Source organism: Streptomyces sp. bgisy159 (assembly GCF_057707805.1).
Window position 1 is genome coordinate 20,179 of record NZ_JBYIQX010000007.1, and the last position, 15,355, is coordinate 35,533.

General features: G+C 73.8%; 15 protein-coding genes. 9 read left to right on the forward strand and 6 right to left on the reverse strand.

Annotation, left to right across the window (positions count from 1 at the left end):
* Positions 1 to 280 precede the first annotated feature (280 nt).
* The 4 genes from AC3ET3_RS09440 to AC3ET3_RS09455 all read left to right on the forward strand — a co-directional run bounded on the left by AC3ET3_RS09440 (position 281) and on the right by AC3ET3_RS09455 (position 4,245).
* Positions 281 to 634, forward strand: a complete 354-nt coding sequence (locus tag AC3ET3_RS09440) for a hypothetical protein (RefSeq protein ID WP_432134608.1) — start codon at positions 281 to 283, stop codon at positions 632 to 634.
* A 79-nt stretch (positions 635 to 713) separates the two neighbouring features.
* Positions 714 to 1,613: a class F sortase gene (locus tag AC3ET3_RS09445; RefSeq protein WP_432134607.1), complete on the forward strand. Its 900-nt coding sequence runs from the start codon at positions 714 to 716 to the stop codon at positions 1,611 to 1,613.
* 145 nt (positions 1,614 to 1,758) lie between these two features.
* Entirely contained in the window at positions 1,759 to 3,147 is a 1,389-nt protein-coding gene (locus AC3ET3_RS09450) for an aldehyde dehydrogenase family protein (protein ID WP_435611965.1), read from the forward strand.
* 15 nt (positions 3,148 to 3,162) lie between these two features.
* Positions 3,163 to 4,245 carry a zinc-binding dehydrogenase gene (locus AC3ET3_RS09455; RefSeq protein ID WP_435611966.1) on the forward strand — a complete coding sequence of 361 codons (1,083 nt, stop codon included), beginning with the start codon at positions 3,163 to 3,165 and terminating at the stop codon, positions 4,243 to 4,245.
* Positions 4,246 to 4,429: 184 nt separating this feature from the next.
* Here the strand turns inward: AC3ET3_RS09455 and AC3ET3_RS09460 are convergent, their stop codons facing one another.
* From AC3ET3_RS09460 to AC3ET3_RS09470, 3 genes are all read right to left on the reverse strand, one after another.
* A complete protein-coding gene (locus AC3ET3_RS09460; protein WP_435612007.1) occupies positions 4,430 to 5,401 on the reverse strand; it encodes a DMT family transporter in 972 nt (323 codons plus the stop codon).
* 65 nt (positions 5,402 to 5,466) lie between these two features.
* The gene (locus AC3ET3_RS09465; RefSeq protein ID WP_435611967.1) at positions 5,467 to 6,189 is read right to left on the reverse strand and encodes an ArsR/SmtB family transcription factor; all 723 of its coding nucleotides are present in this window, start codon (positions 6,187 to 6,189) and stop codon (positions 5,467 to 5,469) included.
* A gap of 101 nt (positions 6,190 to 6,290) precedes the next feature.
* Positions 6,291 to 6,935, reverse strand: a complete 645-nt coding sequence (locus AC3ET3_RS09470) for a TetR/AcrR family transcriptional regulator (protein ID WP_432134603.1) — start codon at positions 6,933 to 6,935, stop codon at positions 6,291 to 6,293.
* A gap of 89 nt (positions 6,936 to 7,024) precedes the next feature.
* Between AC3ET3_RS09470 and AC3ET3_RS09475 the strand changes: the two genes are divergently transcribed.
* The 3 genes from AC3ET3_RS09475 to AC3ET3_RS09485 all read left to right on the forward strand — a co-directional run bounded on the left by AC3ET3_RS09475 (position 7,025) and on the right by AC3ET3_RS09485 (position 9,257).
* Complete coding sequence (locus AC3ET3_RS09475; RefSeq protein WP_432155669.1) at positions 7,025 to 8,176, forward strand: acyl-CoA dehydrogenase family protein; 1,152 nt, start codon at positions 7,025 to 7,027, stop codon at positions 8,174 to 8,176.
* Between the two features lie 60 nt (positions 8,177 to 8,236).
* Positions 8,237 to 8,524, forward strand: coding sequence for a YiaA/YiaB family inner membrane protein (locus tag AC3ET3_RS09480; RefSeq protein WP_432134601.1), 288 nt, complete (start codon positions 8,237 to 8,239; stop codon positions 8,522 to 8,524).
* Positions 8,525 to 8,630: 106 nt separating this feature from the next.
* A complete protein-coding gene (locus AC3ET3_RS09485; RefSeq protein ID WP_432134600.1) occupies positions 8,631 to 9,257 on the forward strand; it encodes a TetR-type transcription factor C-terminal domain-containing protein in 627 nt (208 codons plus the stop codon).
* 89 nt (positions 9,258 to 9,346) lie between these two features.
* On the opposite strand, the gene AC3ET3_RS09490 is transcribed toward AC3ET3_RS09485, so the two are convergent.
* Positions 9,347 to 9,808: a MaoC family dehydratase gene (locus AC3ET3_RS09490; protein WP_435611968.1), complete on the reverse strand. Its 462-nt coding sequence runs from the start codon at positions 9,806 to 9,808 to the stop codon at positions 9,347 to 9,349.
* Positions 9,809 to 9,932: 124 nt separating this feature from the next.
* Here AC3ET3_RS09490 and soxR point away from each other — a divergent pair, with 124 nt between their 5' ends.
* A complete protein-coding gene (gene soxR, locus AC3ET3_RS09495; protein ID WP_432134598.1) occupies positions 9,933 to 10,394 on the forward strand; it encodes a redox-sensitive transcriptional activator SoxR in 462 nt (153 codons plus the stop codon).
* 23 nt (positions 10,395 to 10,417) lie between these two features.
* On the opposite strand, the gene AC3ET3_RS09500 is transcribed toward soxR, so the two are convergent.
* Entirely contained in the window at positions 10,418 to 11,485 is a 1,068-nt protein-coding gene (locus tag AC3ET3_RS09500) for an RNA ligase (ATP) (protein ID WP_435611969.1), read from the reverse strand.
* A gap of 245 nt (positions 11,486 to 11,730) precedes the next feature.
* On the reverse strand, positions 11,731 to 12,333 hold the full coding sequence (locus AC3ET3_RS09505) for a hypothetical protein (protein WP_432155671.1): 603 nt from the start codon (positions 12,331 to 12,333) through the stop codon (positions 11,731 to 11,733).
* Between the two features lie 223 nt (positions 12,334 to 12,556).
* Between AC3ET3_RS09505 and AC3ET3_RS09510 the strand changes: the two genes are divergently transcribed.
* Positions 12,557 to 15,355, forward strand: coding sequence for a penicillin acylase family protein (locus tag AC3ET3_RS09510; RefSeq protein WP_435611970.1), 2,799 nt, complete (start codon positions 12,557 to 12,559; stop codon positions 15,353 to 15,355).

The following is a 15,355-nucleotide window of genomic DNA, read 5'->3' on the forward strand; positions in this document are numbered from 1 at the left end:
CGGCCGGGCGATGTGTGACAAAGAGTCAGAACACGAACGATTTGTATGAAAATCGTCTGACTCGGAGGAGTGTGCATGCCCACCATGTCCCTGCCGCGCCGCGGCCCCGCTCGCGGTCCTCGCCGTCACGGGCGGCGTCCTGGCCGGGGCCCCGACGGCCGTCGCGGCCCCGGGCGACAACGGCGATGTCAAGATCCACTCCGCGGAGACGGACTACCTCGACCAGCGGAACGATCCGAAGGTCTGCGAGTTCTACCTCGCGGCCTTCAACTTCGACACGGTGCAGCGGGCCCAGTGGTCCATCGCACCCCAGCCCCCGGTGGCGAACGGGGAGACCCGTGAGGGCGCCATCGTGCTGACGATCGGCACCGGGCACACCGGGCGGGTCCTGCCGCAGCTGCCCGACGGCATGTACAAGCTCACCTGGACCTTCCAGGGCCAGCAGGGGGCCGCCAAGCAGAAGGTGTTCCGCGTCGACTGCGGCAGGCCCAACGGCGGTCCGCCCGCCGGCGGGGGCGGCCTCGCGAAGGAGGAGGCGTTCACGCCGGTCGCCGGCGCCGCGGGGGTCGGGCTCGCCGCGGTCGCCGGGGCGGTCTGGCTGCGGCTCCGCCGCCGTCCGCATGGTTCCGCGTAGGCAGGCCGGCAGGCCCATCCGAGGACGGACCCGCAGGCCCTGGCCTCGGACCCGCGCCTACCGGCTGACCCGGACGGCCGTGGTGACCGCCTCCCTGGTGGCGGGCGGCACGTGGTGGTCCCAGGGCGAGGAGCCCGGGGGAGCGGCGGTCGCTGCCTCCCCGGGCTCCCCGGGTGTCCCCCCGGCCGCCCCCGGGGCACCCGCCGACCCTGCCGCCGCCGGACGGCCCGGCGGCGGCACGGGGGCCGCCGGAGCGTTCCGGGGCGGCGGGACCGGCCTCCACGGCGCGGGGGAGCCCCGGCCGGTGGGCGCGACGCCGGACGCGACACCGGGCGGGGCGACCGGCCGGCCGGCGACCGGCCGCGGCTCCCCGGCTCCCGGCGCCCGGGCGGGCGAGGGTGCCCGGCGAACGGCCCCGGCCACCGGAGCAGCCCCGGCCGCCGAGCCCGGCGCACGGCAGCGGCCCGGCGCCGCGAGCCGCACCCCGGCCGTCCGGCCCCGCACCCCCCGCCCCCTGCCGCCGTCCCGCGCCACCCGCCTCGTCGTGCCCTACCTCGACATCGACGCCCCGGTCATGGGCCTGCGCCTCGGCAGCGACCGGCGGCTGCCCGCGCCGCCCGACGACGACTCCAACCTCGTCGGCTGGTACGAGGGCGGTCCGGCACCCGGCCTGCGGGGGACCGCCGTCGCCGTCGGCCATCTCGACACCGACCGGGGGCCGGCGGTCTTCGCCGGGCTGACCGAGCTGAAGCGCGGTCGCGTCGTCGAGGTGCGGCGCGCCGACCGGCGGACCGCCGTCTACACCGTCGACGCGGTCAAGTCCTACGAGAAGGCGCACTTCCCCAACGAGGAGGTCTACGGCGACCGGGGCCGCCCCGAACTCCGCCTCATCACCTGCGGCGGCGACTACGACCGCCGCAAGGGCTACCTCGGCAACATCGTCGTCTACGCCCACCTCACGGCGGTCCGCCCGCCGTGACCGTCCCCAGGCCCCCCGCACGGCCCGCCCTCCCCGCGCCGCCACGCCCCCGCGGCTGTGGCGGATCACCTCTGGTGCCAGAAAACTAACAGCGCTAGTTTGGGTGGCGGACGGACGAGGTCGTGCGAAGGGACGCAGGCACGCGATGAAGGCACACGACGGCATCTATCTCGACGGCGCATGGCGCCCGGCCCTGAGCCGGGACCTGATCGACGTCGTCGACCCGGTGGACGAGCAGGTCGTCGCCCGGGTCCCGGCGGCCGGGCCGGACGACGTGGACGCGGCCGTACGCGCGGCCCGGACCGCCCTGCCGGGCTGGGCGGCGACCGCGCCCGCCGAGCGGGCCGCCCGGCTGACGGCGCTGCGGGACGCCCTGGCGGCCCGCCAGGAGGAGATCGCCGAGACCGTCACCGCCGAACTCGGTTCCCCGATCGGCTTCTCCCGTGCGGTCCACGCGGCCGTGCCGATCGCGGTCGCCGGCTCCTACGCCGAACTCGCGGCGAGCCACGGCTTTGAGGAGACGGTCGGCAACTCCACCGTCCTCCACGAGCCGATCGGCGTGGTCGCCGCCATCACCCCGTGGAACTACCCGCTCCACCAGATCGTCGCCAAGGCCGCCCCGGCTCTCGCCGCCGGCTGCACGATCGTCGTCAAGCCCGCCGAGGACACCCCGCTGGTCGCCCAGCTCTTCGCCGAGGCGGCGCACGAGGCCGGGCTCCCGGCCGGTGTGCTCAACCTCGTCACCGGCCGCGGGCCGGTCGCCGGCCAGGCACTCGCCGAGCACCCGGGCGTCGACCTGGTCTCCTTCACCGGCTCCACCGCCGTGGGCCGTGTGATCGGCGCGACCGCGGGCGCGGCCGTCAAGAAGGTGGCCCTCGAACTCGGCGGCAAGTCAGCCAACGTCATCCTCCCGAGCGCCGATCTCGCGCGCGCCGTCAACGTCGGCGTGGCCAACGTGATGTCCAACTCCGGCCAGACCTGCAGCGCCTGGACCCGCATGCTGGTCCACCGCGACCGGTACGACGAGGCCGTCGAGCTGGCGCGCACCGCCGCCGCCAAGTACGGCGACCGCATCGGCCCCCTCGTCAACGCGAAGCAGCAGGCCCGCGTGCTCGGCTACATCGAGAAGGGCGTCGCTGAGGGCGCCCGCCTGGTGGCCGGCTCCACCGAACCCCCGCGTGAGCGGGGCTACTTCGTCAGCCCCACCATCCTCGCCGACGTGACCCCCGAGATGACGGTCGCCCAGGAGGAGATCTTCGGCCCGGTCCTGTCCGTCCTGCGCTACGACGACGAGGAGGACGCCCTGCGCATCGCCAACGGCACCGTCTACGGCCTCGCGGGCGCCGTCTGGGCGGGCGACGAGGCCGAGGCGGTCGCCTTCGCCCGCCGCATGGACACCGGACAGGTCGACATCAACGGGGGCCGCTTCAACCCCCTCGCGCCCTTCGGCGGATACAAGCAGTCGGGCGTCGGCCGGGAACTCGGCGCCCACGGGCTGACCGAGTACCTGCAGACCAAGTCCCTCCAGTTCTAGAGGAGTTCCTCACTCATGGCCGTACGTGCCGCCGTCGTGCCCGCCATCGGGGCGCCCCTGGAGATCACCGCCGTCGACCTGCCCGACCCGGGCCCCGGCCAGGTGCGCGTCCGCCTCGCCGCCGCGGGAGTCTGCCACTCCGACCTGTCCCTGGCCGACGGCACCATGCGGGTGCCCCTCCCGGCGGTCCTCGGTCACGAGGGCGCGGGCACGGTCGTGGCCGTGGGCGACGGGGTCACCGAGGTCGCGCCCGGCGCCGAGGTCGTGCTCAACTGGGCTCCCGCCTGCGGCCGTTGCCACGCCTGCGGGCTCGGCGAGATCTGGCTGTGCGCCGACGCCCTGAGCGGCTCCGCCGCGGTGTACGCCCGTACGGTCAACGGGACCGACCTCCATCCCGGCCTGAACGTGGCCGCGTTCGCCGAGGAGACCGTCGTACCGGTGTCGTGCCTGCTGCCCCTCCCGCCGGGCATCCCGCTCACCGACGCCGCCCTGCTCGGCTGCGCTGTCCTCACCGGGTACGGCGCGGTCCACCACTCCGCCCGGGTCCGCGCGGACGAGACGGTCGCCGTCTTCGGGGTCGGCGGTGTGGGCCTCGCCGCCCTCCAGGCGGCCCGGATCGCGGGCGCCTCACGGATCGTCGCGGTCGACGTCTCCCCGGCGAAGGAGGAGCTGGCCCGGCGCGCGGGCGCCACCGACTACCTCGTCGCCTCCGCGAACACCGCCCGCGAGATACGCGGCCTCACCGGGAAGCAGGGCGTCGACGTCGCCGTGGAGTGCGTGGGCCGCGCGGTCACCATCCGCACGGCCTGGGAGTCCACCCGCCGGGGCGGCCGCACGACGGTCGTCGGCATCGGCGGCAAGGACCAGCAGGTCACCTTCAACGCGCTGGAGATCTTCCACTGGGGCCGTACCCTGTCCGGCTGTGTCTACGGCAACGCCGACCCGGCCGCCGACCTGCCGGTACTGGCCGAGCACGTCCGCGCGGGCCGGCTCGACCTGGGCGCCCTGGTCACCGAGCGGATCGGTCTCGACGGCATACCGGCGGCCTTCGGGAACATGCTGGCCGGCAAGGGCGGCCGAGCGCTGGTCGTGTTCTGACCCCCGGACACCCTCTGCCCGGCACCCCTCGCCCCCCGGGGCGTACCCGCACCCCCGGCATCCTCCCGTACTTACGGCCCCACGTGCCTGCCCGGGCGCTGCCACGCGTCGCCCGGCACGTGACCCGGGCCGCCGTACGCCGGCGCCCGTCGGCCGGGGGCGTTCCCCCGGCGCCGCCGCCGTCTCACCCCACCCGCTCCGGCCGCGTGTCGTCCGACGGGGTGGGGGTGACGGGGGCGGCCGGACTGGGCCGGGAGCGCGAGACCGCGACTCCGGCGAGGCAGAGCGCCCCGCCCAGCAGCGCCGGCGGTGCCGGCACCTCGCCGAGCGCCAGCCACGACATCAGCACGACCAGCGCGGGCACCGCGTACGTGGTCGCCCCCATCCGGCCGGCCGTCGTCCGGGCCAGCGCGTACGCCCAGGTCGTGAAGGCCAGCGCGGTCGGGAACACCCCGAGGTACACCATGTTGAGCGTCGCGGACAGCGGCGCGTCGGCCGCCTCCCGCACCAGTTGTCCCGCGAACGGCAGGCAGGCGACCGTTCCGACCAGGCACCCGAACGTCGTCACCTGCAGCACGCTCGCCGTACCGAGGGCGGGCTTCTGCGCGACCACCCCGGCCGCGTAGCAGACGGCGGCGAGCAGGCACAGTGCGACCCCTAGGCCGGACGAGCCGCTTCCGCCCGACATGGACAGCCCGACGGTCACCGCGCCCGCGAACGACACCGCCATGCCCGCCATCAGCCGGGGCGGCATCGCGTCCCCGAGCAGCCGTGCGGCGAGCAGGGCCACCAGCAGCGGGCCCACGTTCACCACCAGGGCCGCCGTCCCGGCGTCCACCTGCCGCTCGCCCCAGTTCAGCACGACCATGTAGCCCCCGAACCACAGCAGCCCGGACAGCCCGATGCCGCGCCATGCCGACCTCGGCGGCCACCCCTCCCGCCGGACGAGGCAGAGGACGCCGAGCACCAGGACCCCGGCGAGCAGACGGCCGAGGGCCAGCGCGCCCGGCGAGTACACCTCGCCGGCGCTGCGGATCGAGACGAAGGCGGAAGCCCACAGGACGACGGTGACGCCGGCCGCACCGGCCGCGGCCAGGCCCCCGCGGCGGTCCGTGCGTCGGTCCGTGTTGCGGTCCGTACCAGGCGCAGTGCTCATCATGCTCCAGAGGATGGGAGGGAGACGGCTCGAGGGCTCGCGGGAACCGGACGTCGACGTGCGGGTCAGCGCAGCGCCGACGGCTCGATGCCCAGCAGGGCGGACAGGGCGCGCTCGCCGCTCGCCGTGACCCGCACGGCCCGCCCGGAGCCGACCCGTTCGCACCAGCCGGAGTCCAGCGCGTGCCGGCACAGGGCGGCGCCCGCGACGCCTGCCAGATGGGGCCGGCGTTCGGTCCAGTCCAGGCAGGCCCGGGCGAGCGGCCGGCGGGTCGAACGGTGGATCGGGATGCCGGCCGCGCCGAACCACCGCACCCCGGCGTCCGTCAGCGCGAACCCGGTGTCCTGGCTGAGCAGTTCGCGCGCGGTCAGGGCGTCGGTGAGCGTGATGCCGAGGCGTCCGGCGAGGTGGTCGTAGCAGGTGCGGCCGCGGACCAGCGCCGCGTCGGTGCTCGCCGCCCGCAGGGTGCGGGGCCGCAGGGCGGGATCGGGGGCCACGAGGGCCGCCAGGTCCTCCACGAGATGGGCCGCGCGGGCGTCGGCCAGCCGGACGTACCGGTGGCGTCCCTGCCGCTCCTCGGTGAGCAGCCCGCCGGCGACCAGCCGGCCCAGGTGCTCGCTGAGCGTGGAGGCGGCGACGCCCGCGTGGCGGGCCAGCTCACCGGCGGTCCAGGCCCGCCCGTCGAGCAGCGCGAGCAGGCACACGGCCCGGGTCTCGTCGGCGACGAGCCCGGCGAGGGCGGCCAGCCGGCCGGCCCGGGGGTCCCTGGTGGTCATGGCGTCCAGCATCCGTCAGGGACGCTTCGGTGTTCGCCGAACGGTCCCCGGTCCTGCCGGTGCGGGTGCCGCCGGCTCTCCCCGACGTGAGCGTCCGCGCCGTCGCCGGCCGGTCATCCGGACCGGGCGAGCTGTTCGTACTGCTGCGCCAGGCCGTCCAGCAGGGCGGTCAGCCCGGCCTCGAAGGCACGCTCGTCGATCTTCTCCTGCTGTTCGGCGAGGAGGTGGGCCTGCCCGAGGTGCGGGTAGTCGGCCGGGTCGTAGGCGCCGGCGTCGTCGACGAAGCCCCCGGCGAAGGAGCCCAGCGCGGAGCCCATGACGAAGTACCGCATCAGCGCGCCGATCGAGGTGGCCTGCGCGGGCGGCCAGCCGGCCCGGACCATCGCGCCGTAGACCGCGTCGGCGAGCCGCAGCGCGGCGGGCCGGCGGCCGGGGCCGCGGGCGAGGACCGGCACGATGTTCGGGTGGTCGCGCAGCGCGGCCCGGTAGGAGACGGCCCAGTCGTGCAGCGCGGTCCGCCAGTCCCGGCCGGCGTGGTCGAACATCGACAGGTCGACCTGGGCGCTGACCGAGTCGGCGACCGCCTCCAGGATCTCGTCCTTGGTGCGGAAGTGGTTGTACAGGGACGGCCCGCTCACCCCCAGCTCGGCGGCGAGCCGGCGGGTGGAGACCGCCGCCAGGCCCTCCGCGTCCACGAGTTCACGTGCCGCCCCGACGATCAGGTCGGTGCTCAGGAGGGGCTTGCGCGGTCGGGCCATGGCGCACATAGTAGGGCTGCGACTGGAAACTAGCAGTGCTAATTTAAAGGTACGGCTTTCAAGGGCCGCGATCTGTGGGGTGATCCCTGGTGAACCTGGAGCTCAGCGAGGAGCAGACCGCCGTGCGGCAGCTCGCCCGGGACTTCGTCGAGGGTGAGATCACTCCCCACGTGGTCGACTGGGACCGGGCCGAGGAGGTCGACCGCTCGATCGTGAAGAAGCTCGGCGGGGTCGGCTTCCTCGGGCTGACGATCGACGAGGAGTACGGCGGCTCCGGCGGCGACCACCTCGCGTACTGCCTGGTCACCGAGGAGCTGGGCCGGGGGGACTCGTCGGTGCGCGGGATCGTGTCGGTCTCCCTCGGGCTGGTCGCCAAGACGATCGCCGCCTGGGGGAGCGAGGCGCAGAAGCGGCGCTGGCTGCCGGGGCTCACCGCGGGCGACCTGGTCGGCTGCTTCGGCCTCACCGAGCCCGGCACCGGCTCCGACGCCGGGAACCTGGCCACCCGGGCGGTGCGCGACGGCGACGAGTACGTCGTCAACGGCAGCAAGATGTTCATCACCAACGGCACCTGGGCCGACGTCGTGCTGCTGTTCGCCCGCTCCACCGACGCCCCCGGCCACCAGGGCGTCACCGCGTTCCTCGTCCCCGCCGACACCCCCGGCCTGACCCGCCGCACCGTGCACGGCAAGCTCGGCCTGCGTGGCCAGGCGACGGCCGAGCTGGTGCTCCAGGACGTCCGCGTGCCGGCCTCGGCGGTCCTCGGCGAGGAGGGCCGGGGCTTCGCCGTCGCCATGTCGGCGCTGGCCAAGGGCCGGATGTCGGTGGCCGCGGGCTGCGTGGGCATAGCGCAGGCCGCCCTGGACGCCGCCGTGCGCTACGCGGGCGAACGGGAGCAGTTCGGCAAGGCGATCGCCCGCCACCAGCTCGTCCAGGAGCTGCTCAGCGACATCGCCGTCGACGTGGACGCGGCCCGCCTGCTGACCTGGCGCGTCGCCGACCTGATCGACCGCGGGCAGCCCTTCGCGGTGGAGTCCTCCAAGGCCAAGCTGTTCGCCTCGGAGGCGGCCGTGCGTGCCGCCAACAACGCGCTCCAGGTGTTCGGCGGCTACGGCTACATCGACGAGTACCCGGCGGGCAAACTGCTGCGCGACGCCCGCGTGATGACCCTCTACGAGGGCACCAGCCAGATCCAGAAGCTGGTCATCGGGCGGGCGCTGACCGGGGTCTCGGCGTTCTGAGTACCCTCCTGAGTATCCCGGCGGATGTGGCGTCGGCCACGCCCGCCGATGCTGGGGCGCATGAGTGACACACCGGTCAAGCAGCAGAGCACGGTCGCGTTCTACGGTCAGGCGGTGGCCTCCTTCTCGGTCGCCATGGCGGCCACCGCCATCGGCATCTACCGGCTGAGCGCCGACGCCTGGGTGCGCGCCTTCCTGGCGATCGCCGTCCTGTACCTGGTGACCTCCGCGTTCACCCTGGCGAAGGTGGTGCGGGACCGGCAGGAGGCCGGGCAGATCGTCAGCCGGGTCGACCAGGCGCGGCTGGAGAAGCTGCTGGCCGAGCACGACCCGTTCGAGAAACTGTGAGGCGGCACCCGGACGACGCCCGGGCGGCAGCTCGCTAAGCGCCCGCTCACCTTCGGCGGTATGGTGGTGCCCCTGTGTCGGCGACGAGGAACGGGGCGAGGAAGCGATGAGTGCGGCGGAGGAGACCGGCGGCGGCGAGTCGCAGGGCTGGGGCGAGGTCACGCCGGACGCGGCCCGGCGGCTGCTGGTCGCCGCCGTGGAGGCCTTCGCCGAGCGCGGGTACCACGCCACCACGACCCGGGACATCGCCGGCCGTGCCGGGATGAGCCCGGCCGCCCTCTACATCCACTACAAGACCAAGGAAGAGCTCCTTCACCGCATCAGCCGGATCGGCCACGAGAAGGCGCTGGAGATCCTGCGGACCGCCGCCCGGCGCGAGGGCAGCCCGACCGAGCGGCTCGCCGACGCGGTCAGCTCCTTCGTCCGCTGGCACGCCGGTGGCCGCACCACCGCGCGGGTCGTGCAGTACGAGCTGGACTCCCTCGGACCCGACGCCCGCGCCGAGATCGTCGGTCTGCGCCGCCAGGTGAACGCGGAGATCCGGGGGATCATCGAGGACGGCGTCGCGAGCGGCGAGTTCGACGTGCCGGACGTGCGGGGCACCACGCTCGCCGTGCTGTCGCTCTGCATCGACGTGGCCCGCTGGTTCAACGTGGACGGCCCGCGCACCCCGGAGGAGGTCGGCGCGCTCTACGCCGACCTCGTCCTGCGTATGGTCGGTGCCGGGAAGTAGCCGTCGGCCGGGCCGGCCCGCGAGCGCCGGCCGGCCCGGGCCCGCGGGTACCGGACGCGTGGTCCGTGCCACCCGCGGGCGGTGCGGACCTACAGGTAGTACCGCGACACCGACTCCGCCACGCAGACCGGCTTGTCGCCGCCCTCCCGCTCGACGGTGAAGGCCACCGTGACCTGGACACCGCCCGTCACGTCCTCGACACCGGTGACGGTCGCCGTGGCGCGCAGCCGGGAGCCGACCGGCACCGGGGCGGGGAACCGCACCTTGTTGGTGCCGTAGTTGACGCCCATCTTGACGCCCTCCACCGAGATCAGCTGGGGGCCGAAGAGCGGCAGCAGCGACAGGGTCAGATAGCCGTGCGCGATCGTGGTCCCGAACGGTCCGGCGGCGGCCTTCTCCGGGTCCACGTGGATCCACTGGTGGTCGCCGGTGGCCTCCGCGAACAGGTCGATGCGCTTCTGGTCGACCTCCACCCAGTCGGTGTACCCCAGCTGCTCGCCCACCGCCGACCGCAGGTCGTCGACGGAGGTGAAGATCCTCGGCTCTGCCATGTTGTCCCGGCCTCTCGCGTCACGCGGACTGCTCCGCCCACAACTCTAAGCGACTGCTTAGCATGGTGGTGCGGAGGGGCGGTGTCAACGGCGGCTCCGGGACCGGATGGGTAGGCTTCGAGGGGTGCCCCAGATACCCGAGAAGATCCACGAGCTCACGGTCGGCCAGCTGTCCGCGCGCAGCGGGGCCGCCGTCTCCGCCCTGCACTTCTACGAGTCCAAGGGACTGATCAGCAGCCGCCGCACCCCGGGCAACCAACGGCGCTACACCCGCGACACCCTGCGCCGGGTCGCCTTCGTCCGGGCCGCCCAGCGCGTCGGCATCCCGCTCGCCACGATCCGCGAGGCCCTGGCCGAACTCCCCGAGGAGCGCACCCCGACGCGCGAGGACTGGGCCCGCCTGTCCGAGCGCTGGCGGTCCGAACTGGACGACCGGATCAACCGGCTCAACCGGCTCCGGGACCACCTCACCGACTGCATCGGCTGCGGATGTCTGTCGCTGAGCAGCTGTGTGCTGTCCAACCCGGACGACGAGTCCGGCGCCCGCCGGGTGGGCTCCCGGCTGATGCCGGAGGGGCGCGGGTAGCCCCCGTCCCCCCCGGCCGCCGGTCACTCGAACTCCGTGCCGCCCTTCCGTGTCAGATAGGCGGGGCTCACCGCCTTGGCGATGGCCCGGCCCCCGGTCACCGCGCTGCGGCGCTCCACCGCGGGCCGGATCACCACGCCCTCCCGCAGATGCAGCTCCCGCCCGGACACGGTCTCCCGCCCGCTCGCGTACGCCAGGGTCAGCTCACTGTCGTAGGGCCCCTCGAAAAGCCGTGGCACCAGCGGCAGCTCGCCCTCCAGCACCTGCGCCGGATCGAGCCACCGCACCTGTCCGCCGATCTCCGCGGACACGTCGAACACCGCGTACCCGAGCGTGTCCCGCCGCCCGTCCGCCCCGTACGTCAGGTCCTGGACACCCGCCCCGTAGACCTCCCCGAAGACGCCGACCCGCCGGGCGCCCAGCCGGCGGGCCAGCCGGGCCGCGGCCTCGGCGACCCGGTGGCCGCGTACGGCCCGCCAGTACAGGTTGCGCGGATCCTCCCGCAGCGCCAGGGACTTGGACCCGAAGCCCTTGGAGGAGACGTACACGCGGTCCTCGTCGGTCACATAGGTCAGCAGGCAGGCCGAGCCGTGCAGCTTCTCCGTGAGCACCACCGGCTCGCCGGGCGCGAAGATGTCCGGGTACCGCTGGATGTTCTCGATGTCGACCCAGGGCAGCAGATCCGGCGCGGACTCCACGTCGCCGTTCATGGTCGGCGGGATCGGCGGCACCCACTTGGTGATGCCCAGCCTCTCCGCGAAGTCCGTGCCCTGCGCCGCCGCGCGCGTCAGATCGACGTCCGCCAGCGCCTCGGGCCGGCAGACGATGCCCTGCGACAGCTCGCCCCGCAGGCGCACCGCCTTCACCCGGTCCGCGTTGCCGCCCGCCAGTCGTCCGGTCAGCCCCAGCTCCTCGATCAGGTCCGCCGGGAGCACGGACTGCTCGGGGATGTACACGGCCACATCGCCGGTGCGGTAGGCACCCTTCGCCACGACCGCCCGGTACAGGCCCACCTGGGCCAGTTCCAGGGCATCGGCGTTCGGATGCTCGTGCACGGTCAGCACCTCGGCGGTGACGCGCAGCGTCGACATGCGGTTCTCCAGCTCAACTCGGTGACGGCTCAAGGCCGTTCGACGGGTCTCATCGCCTCCCACTCTGCGGACGGCAAAAGGGTGGAGCGAGCGGATTTCCGGCTGTTAGGGTCGGCGGCCGGTCCCGCTGCGGGCGCCGGCCGTCGGGTGTGCGGGGGCGCGACATCCCCGGCGCACCCCCGGCGCACCCCGTCGGACGCGCGGCCGGGCCGTGGCCTTGCCCGGGCCACCGGACCGCCGGCCCGTCAGGCCGACACCAGCAGCCGCGCGCGCCGGGCGGACTCCAGCGCCTCGGGGGTGAGGACGGGTCGCGGGACCAGGATCCCGCAGTCCGTGCAGACCGGCCCCGACGACGGCTCGTGGTCCAGCCCGTAGGTCCACCGCAGCCGCGCGCCGCCGCACACCGGGCAGGCCGCGCCCGGCGCGCGCTCCAGCGCGGCGATCAGCCGGCGCAGCACCTCGGCCAGCGGCTCGCGAGGGTGCAGCCGCGGGTCGTCGCACCACGCCACGCCGAAACCGCCCCAGGTCAGCCGGTGCCAGTCGTCGATACTGCCCGGCCTGCGCAGCCCGTCGTGCTTCTCCTTCCTGCGCCGCTCGGCGAACTCCGCCTCATAGGCCAGCCACACCGCGCGGGCCTCCTCCAGTTCGTCCAACGCGGCCACGAGCCGCGCTGGGTCGGGGGAGCGGTCCTCGGGGCCGAAACCGGCCCGGGAGCACAGGTGGTCCCAGGTCGCCCGGTGCCCGTAGGGGGCGAACCGCTCAAGGCACTTGCGCAGGGAGTACCGCCGCAGTGCGAGATCGCACCGAGGGTCGCGCACCTGTCTCGCCAGACTCCGGAAACCGGCCATCGCCTTGCACCTCCGTCACATCTGCACCTGCACTTCGGTCACTTCGGCGTCACCGCACAGGTCGTCGCGCGGCGTCGCCGAATAGACGTATCGACAGCCGATTCGGCTCCATCCGATCTCCCTGTGCCGACGCCGACTTGAAAAAAGTGACGCATGCTCATCTTCAATCCCGGGGATACCGGCGGTAACCTTCCGGCCACCCCCACCTCGCTAGGAGCTGCCCATGCCTCGGCGAACTCCCCGCACCGCGCTCGACAGACTGAGAACTCCCGGCGGATTCCCCGGGTTCCTGAAGACCGCCTCGCTATGCGTCCTCGTCGCCGGGCTGCTGTCGCCGCTCGCCCCCTCGGCGTCGGCCGCCGAGCCCGCGGCCACCGGCCCCGCGGCGGTCGCCGACCACTGCGGCGGCCGTTGCTCCGACATCCTGCCGCCCGGTCAGAACGGCAACGCCACCCTCGCCCAGATCCTGCTCAACCAGGTCTTCGGTACCCAGCCCGAGCACGCCGAGGACCAGCTCGGCCCCTACGCCGGCCTGGCCAAGGGCTATCCGGCGCTCACCGACGCCACCCTCGACACCTTCTTCAACGACGCCTCGTTCGGCGTCCCCGCCGACCAGGTCGCCTCCACCGTGAAGCCGGCCGGCCGCACCGACGTCACGATCGTGCGCGACAAGAAGACCGGTGTGCCGCACATCACCGGAACCACCCGCTACGGCACCGAGTTCGGCGCCGGGTACGCCGCCGCGCAGGACCGGCTCTGGCTGATGGACGTCTTCCGGCACGTGGGCCGCGGACAGCTCACCTCCTTCGCCGGCGGCGACCCCGCCAACCAGGGCCTTGAACAGCAGTTCTGGCGCAACGCCCCCTACACCGAGGCCGAACTGCAGGCCCAGATCGACAACGCGGTCGCCCGCAACGGCGCCCGCGGGCAGCTCGCCCTCGCCGACGCGCGCGCCTACCTCGACGGCATCAACGCCTACATCGACGCCTCCGACAAGGGCCGCTACTTCCCCGGCGAGTACGTCCTCACCGGGCACAAGGACTCGATCACCAACGCCGGCACCATCGAACACTTCAAGATCACCGACATGGTGGCGCTCGGCTCGGTCATCGGCGCGCTCTTCGGCTCCGGAGGCGGCGGAGAGGTGAACAACGCCCTCTCCCTGCTCGCCGCGCAGCAGCGGTACGGCGTCGTGGAGGGCACCCGGCTCTGGGAGTCCTTCCGCGAGCGCAACGACCCCGAGGCGGTCCTCACCGTCCACGACGGCAGCTTCCCCTACGCCACCCGGCCCGAGAACCCGCAGGGCATCGCGCTCCCCGACGCCGGGTCCGTGGTCGAGGAGCCGCTGGTGTACGACCGCACCGGCGGCGCGGCGGCCGCCGGCGCGGCCACCGCCTCCGCCAAGGCCACCGCGAGCGTCCTCGGTTCCGCCCGGCGCGGCATGTCCAACGCCCTGGTCGTCTCCGGCGCACACACCGCGAGCGGCCACCCCGTCGCCGTCTTCGGGCCGCAGACCGGCTACTTCGCCCCGCAGCTGCTCCTCCTGCAGGAGCTCCAGGGCCCCGGCATCAGCGCCCGCGGCGCCTCCTTCGCCGGTCTGAGCATGTACGTCGAGCTCGGCCGCGGCCAGGACTACGCGTGGAGCGCCACCACCTCCGGCCAGGACATCATCGACACGTACGCCGTCGAGCTCTGCCAGGACGACCACCACTACCTGTACCGCGGCACCTGCACCGCCATGGAGCTCGTCGAACGGAAGAACGCCTGGAAGCCCACCGTGGCCGACGGCACGGCGGCCGGCTCCTACACCATGCGGGCCTGGCGCACCGCCTACGGCCCCGTCACCCACCGCGCCACCGTCGGTGGCAAGAAGGTCGCCTACACCACCCTGCGCTCCTCCTACCTGCACGAGGCCGACTCGATCATCGGCTTCCAGATGCTGAACGACCCCGACTACGTCACCGGCCCGGAGAGCTTCCAGCGCGCGACGCAGCACATCAACTACACCTTCAACTGGTTCTACGCCGACGCTGAGCACACCGCGTACTACAACAGCGGCGACAACCCGGTGCGCGCGAGCGGCGTCGACGCCGAGTTCCCGGTGTGGGCCACGCCCGCCCACGAATGGCGCGACTGGGACCCGGCCACCAACACGGCCGCGTACACCCCGCCTTCGCAGCACCCCCACTCCGTCGACCAGGCGTACTACATCTCCTGGAACAACAAGCAGGCCGAGGACTACACCGCCGCGCCCTGGGGCAACGGCTCGGTGCACCGCGGGAATCTGCTGGAGGACCGGGTGCAGCGGCTGGTGCGGGCCGGCGGAGTGACCCGCGCCTCCCTGACCAAGGCGATGGCGGAGGCGGCCCTGGCCGACCTGCGCGCCGAGGACGTCCTGCCGGATCTGCTCAAGGTGATCGACAGCGCCCCGGTCACCGACCCCGCAGCGGCGAACGCCGTGAGCGCGCTGAGGACCTGGCTCACCGCGGGCGCACTGCGCACCGAGACCTCGGCCGGCTCGAAGAAGTACGCCCACGCCGACGCGATCCGGCTTCTGGACGCCTGGTGGCCGCTCCTGGTGAAGGCCGAGTTCGAACCCGGCCTCGGCAGCGACCTGTACACCGCCTTCACCCGCAACCTGCCGATCGACGAGTCCCCGTCGGCCGGCCACGGACCCACCGGCTCGCACGCGGGCAGCTCCTTCCAGTACGGCTGGTGGAGCTATGTCGACAAGGACATCCGGGCCGTGCTCGGCGAGCGGGTCCAGGGGCCGCTGGCGCGGACCTACTGCGGCAACGGCTCCCTCACCGCCTGCCGGGACACCCTGATCACCACCCTGAAGGAGGCCGCCGGCCGGACCGCCGCCCAGGTCTACCCGGGCGACGCCCAGTGCGCGGCCGGCGACCAGTGGTGCGCCGACTCGATCGTCCAGCGCACCCTGGGCGGCATCAAGCACCACGGCATCAGCTGGCAGAACCGGCCCACCTACCAGCAGGTGGTGGAGTTCACCTCGCACCGGTGA

Excerpts from the sequence above, each read along its gene's own strand:
- AC3ET3_RS09470 (WP_432134603.1), bottom strand. The coding sequence starts at position 6,935 with ATGGCCCGACCGCGCAAGCCCCTCCTGAGCACCGACCTGATCGTCGGG.
- AC3ET3_RS09505 (WP_432155671.1), bottom strand. The coding sequence starts at position 12,333 with ATGGCCGGTTTCCGGAGTCTGGCGAGACAGGTGCGCGACCCTCGGTGC.
- AC3ET3_RS09480 (WP_432134601.1), top strand. The coding sequence starts at position 8,237 with ATGAGTGACACACCGGTCAAGCAGCAGAGCACGGTCGCGTTCTACGGT.
- AC3ET3_RS09510 (WP_435611970.1), top strand. The coding sequence starts at position 12,557 with ATGCCTCGGCGAACTCCCCGCACCGCGCTCGACAGACTGAGAACTCCC.
- AC3ET3_RS09500 (WP_435611969.1), bottom strand. The coding sequence starts at position 11,485 with ATGTCGACGCTGCGCGTCACCGCCGAGGTGCTGACCGTGCACGAGCAT.
- AC3ET3_RS09465 (WP_435611967.1), bottom strand. The coding sequence starts at position 6,189 with ATGCTGGACGCCATGACCACCAGGGACCCCCGGGCCGGCCGGCTGGCC.
- AC3ET3_RS09455 (WP_435611966.1), top strand. The coding sequence starts at position 3,163 with ATGGCCGTACGTGCCGCCGTCGTGCCCGCCATCGGGGCGCCCCTGGAG.
- AC3ET3_RS09450 (WP_435611965.1), top strand. The coding sequence starts at position 1,759 with ATGAAGGCACACGACGGCATCTATCTCGACGGCGCATGGCGCCCGGCC.
- AC3ET3_RS09485 (WP_432134600.1), top strand. The coding sequence starts at position 8,631 with ATGAGTGCGGCGGAGGAGACCGGCGGCGGCGAGTCGCAGGGCTGGGGC.
- AC3ET3_RS09490 (WP_435611968.1), bottom strand. The coding sequence starts at position 9,808 with ATGGCAGAGCCGAGGATCTTCACCTCCGTCGACGACCTGCGGTCGGCG.
- AC3ET3_RS09460 (WP_435612007.1), bottom strand. The coding sequence starts at position 5,401 with ATGAGCACTGCGCCTGGTACGGACCGCAACACGGACCGACGCACGGAC.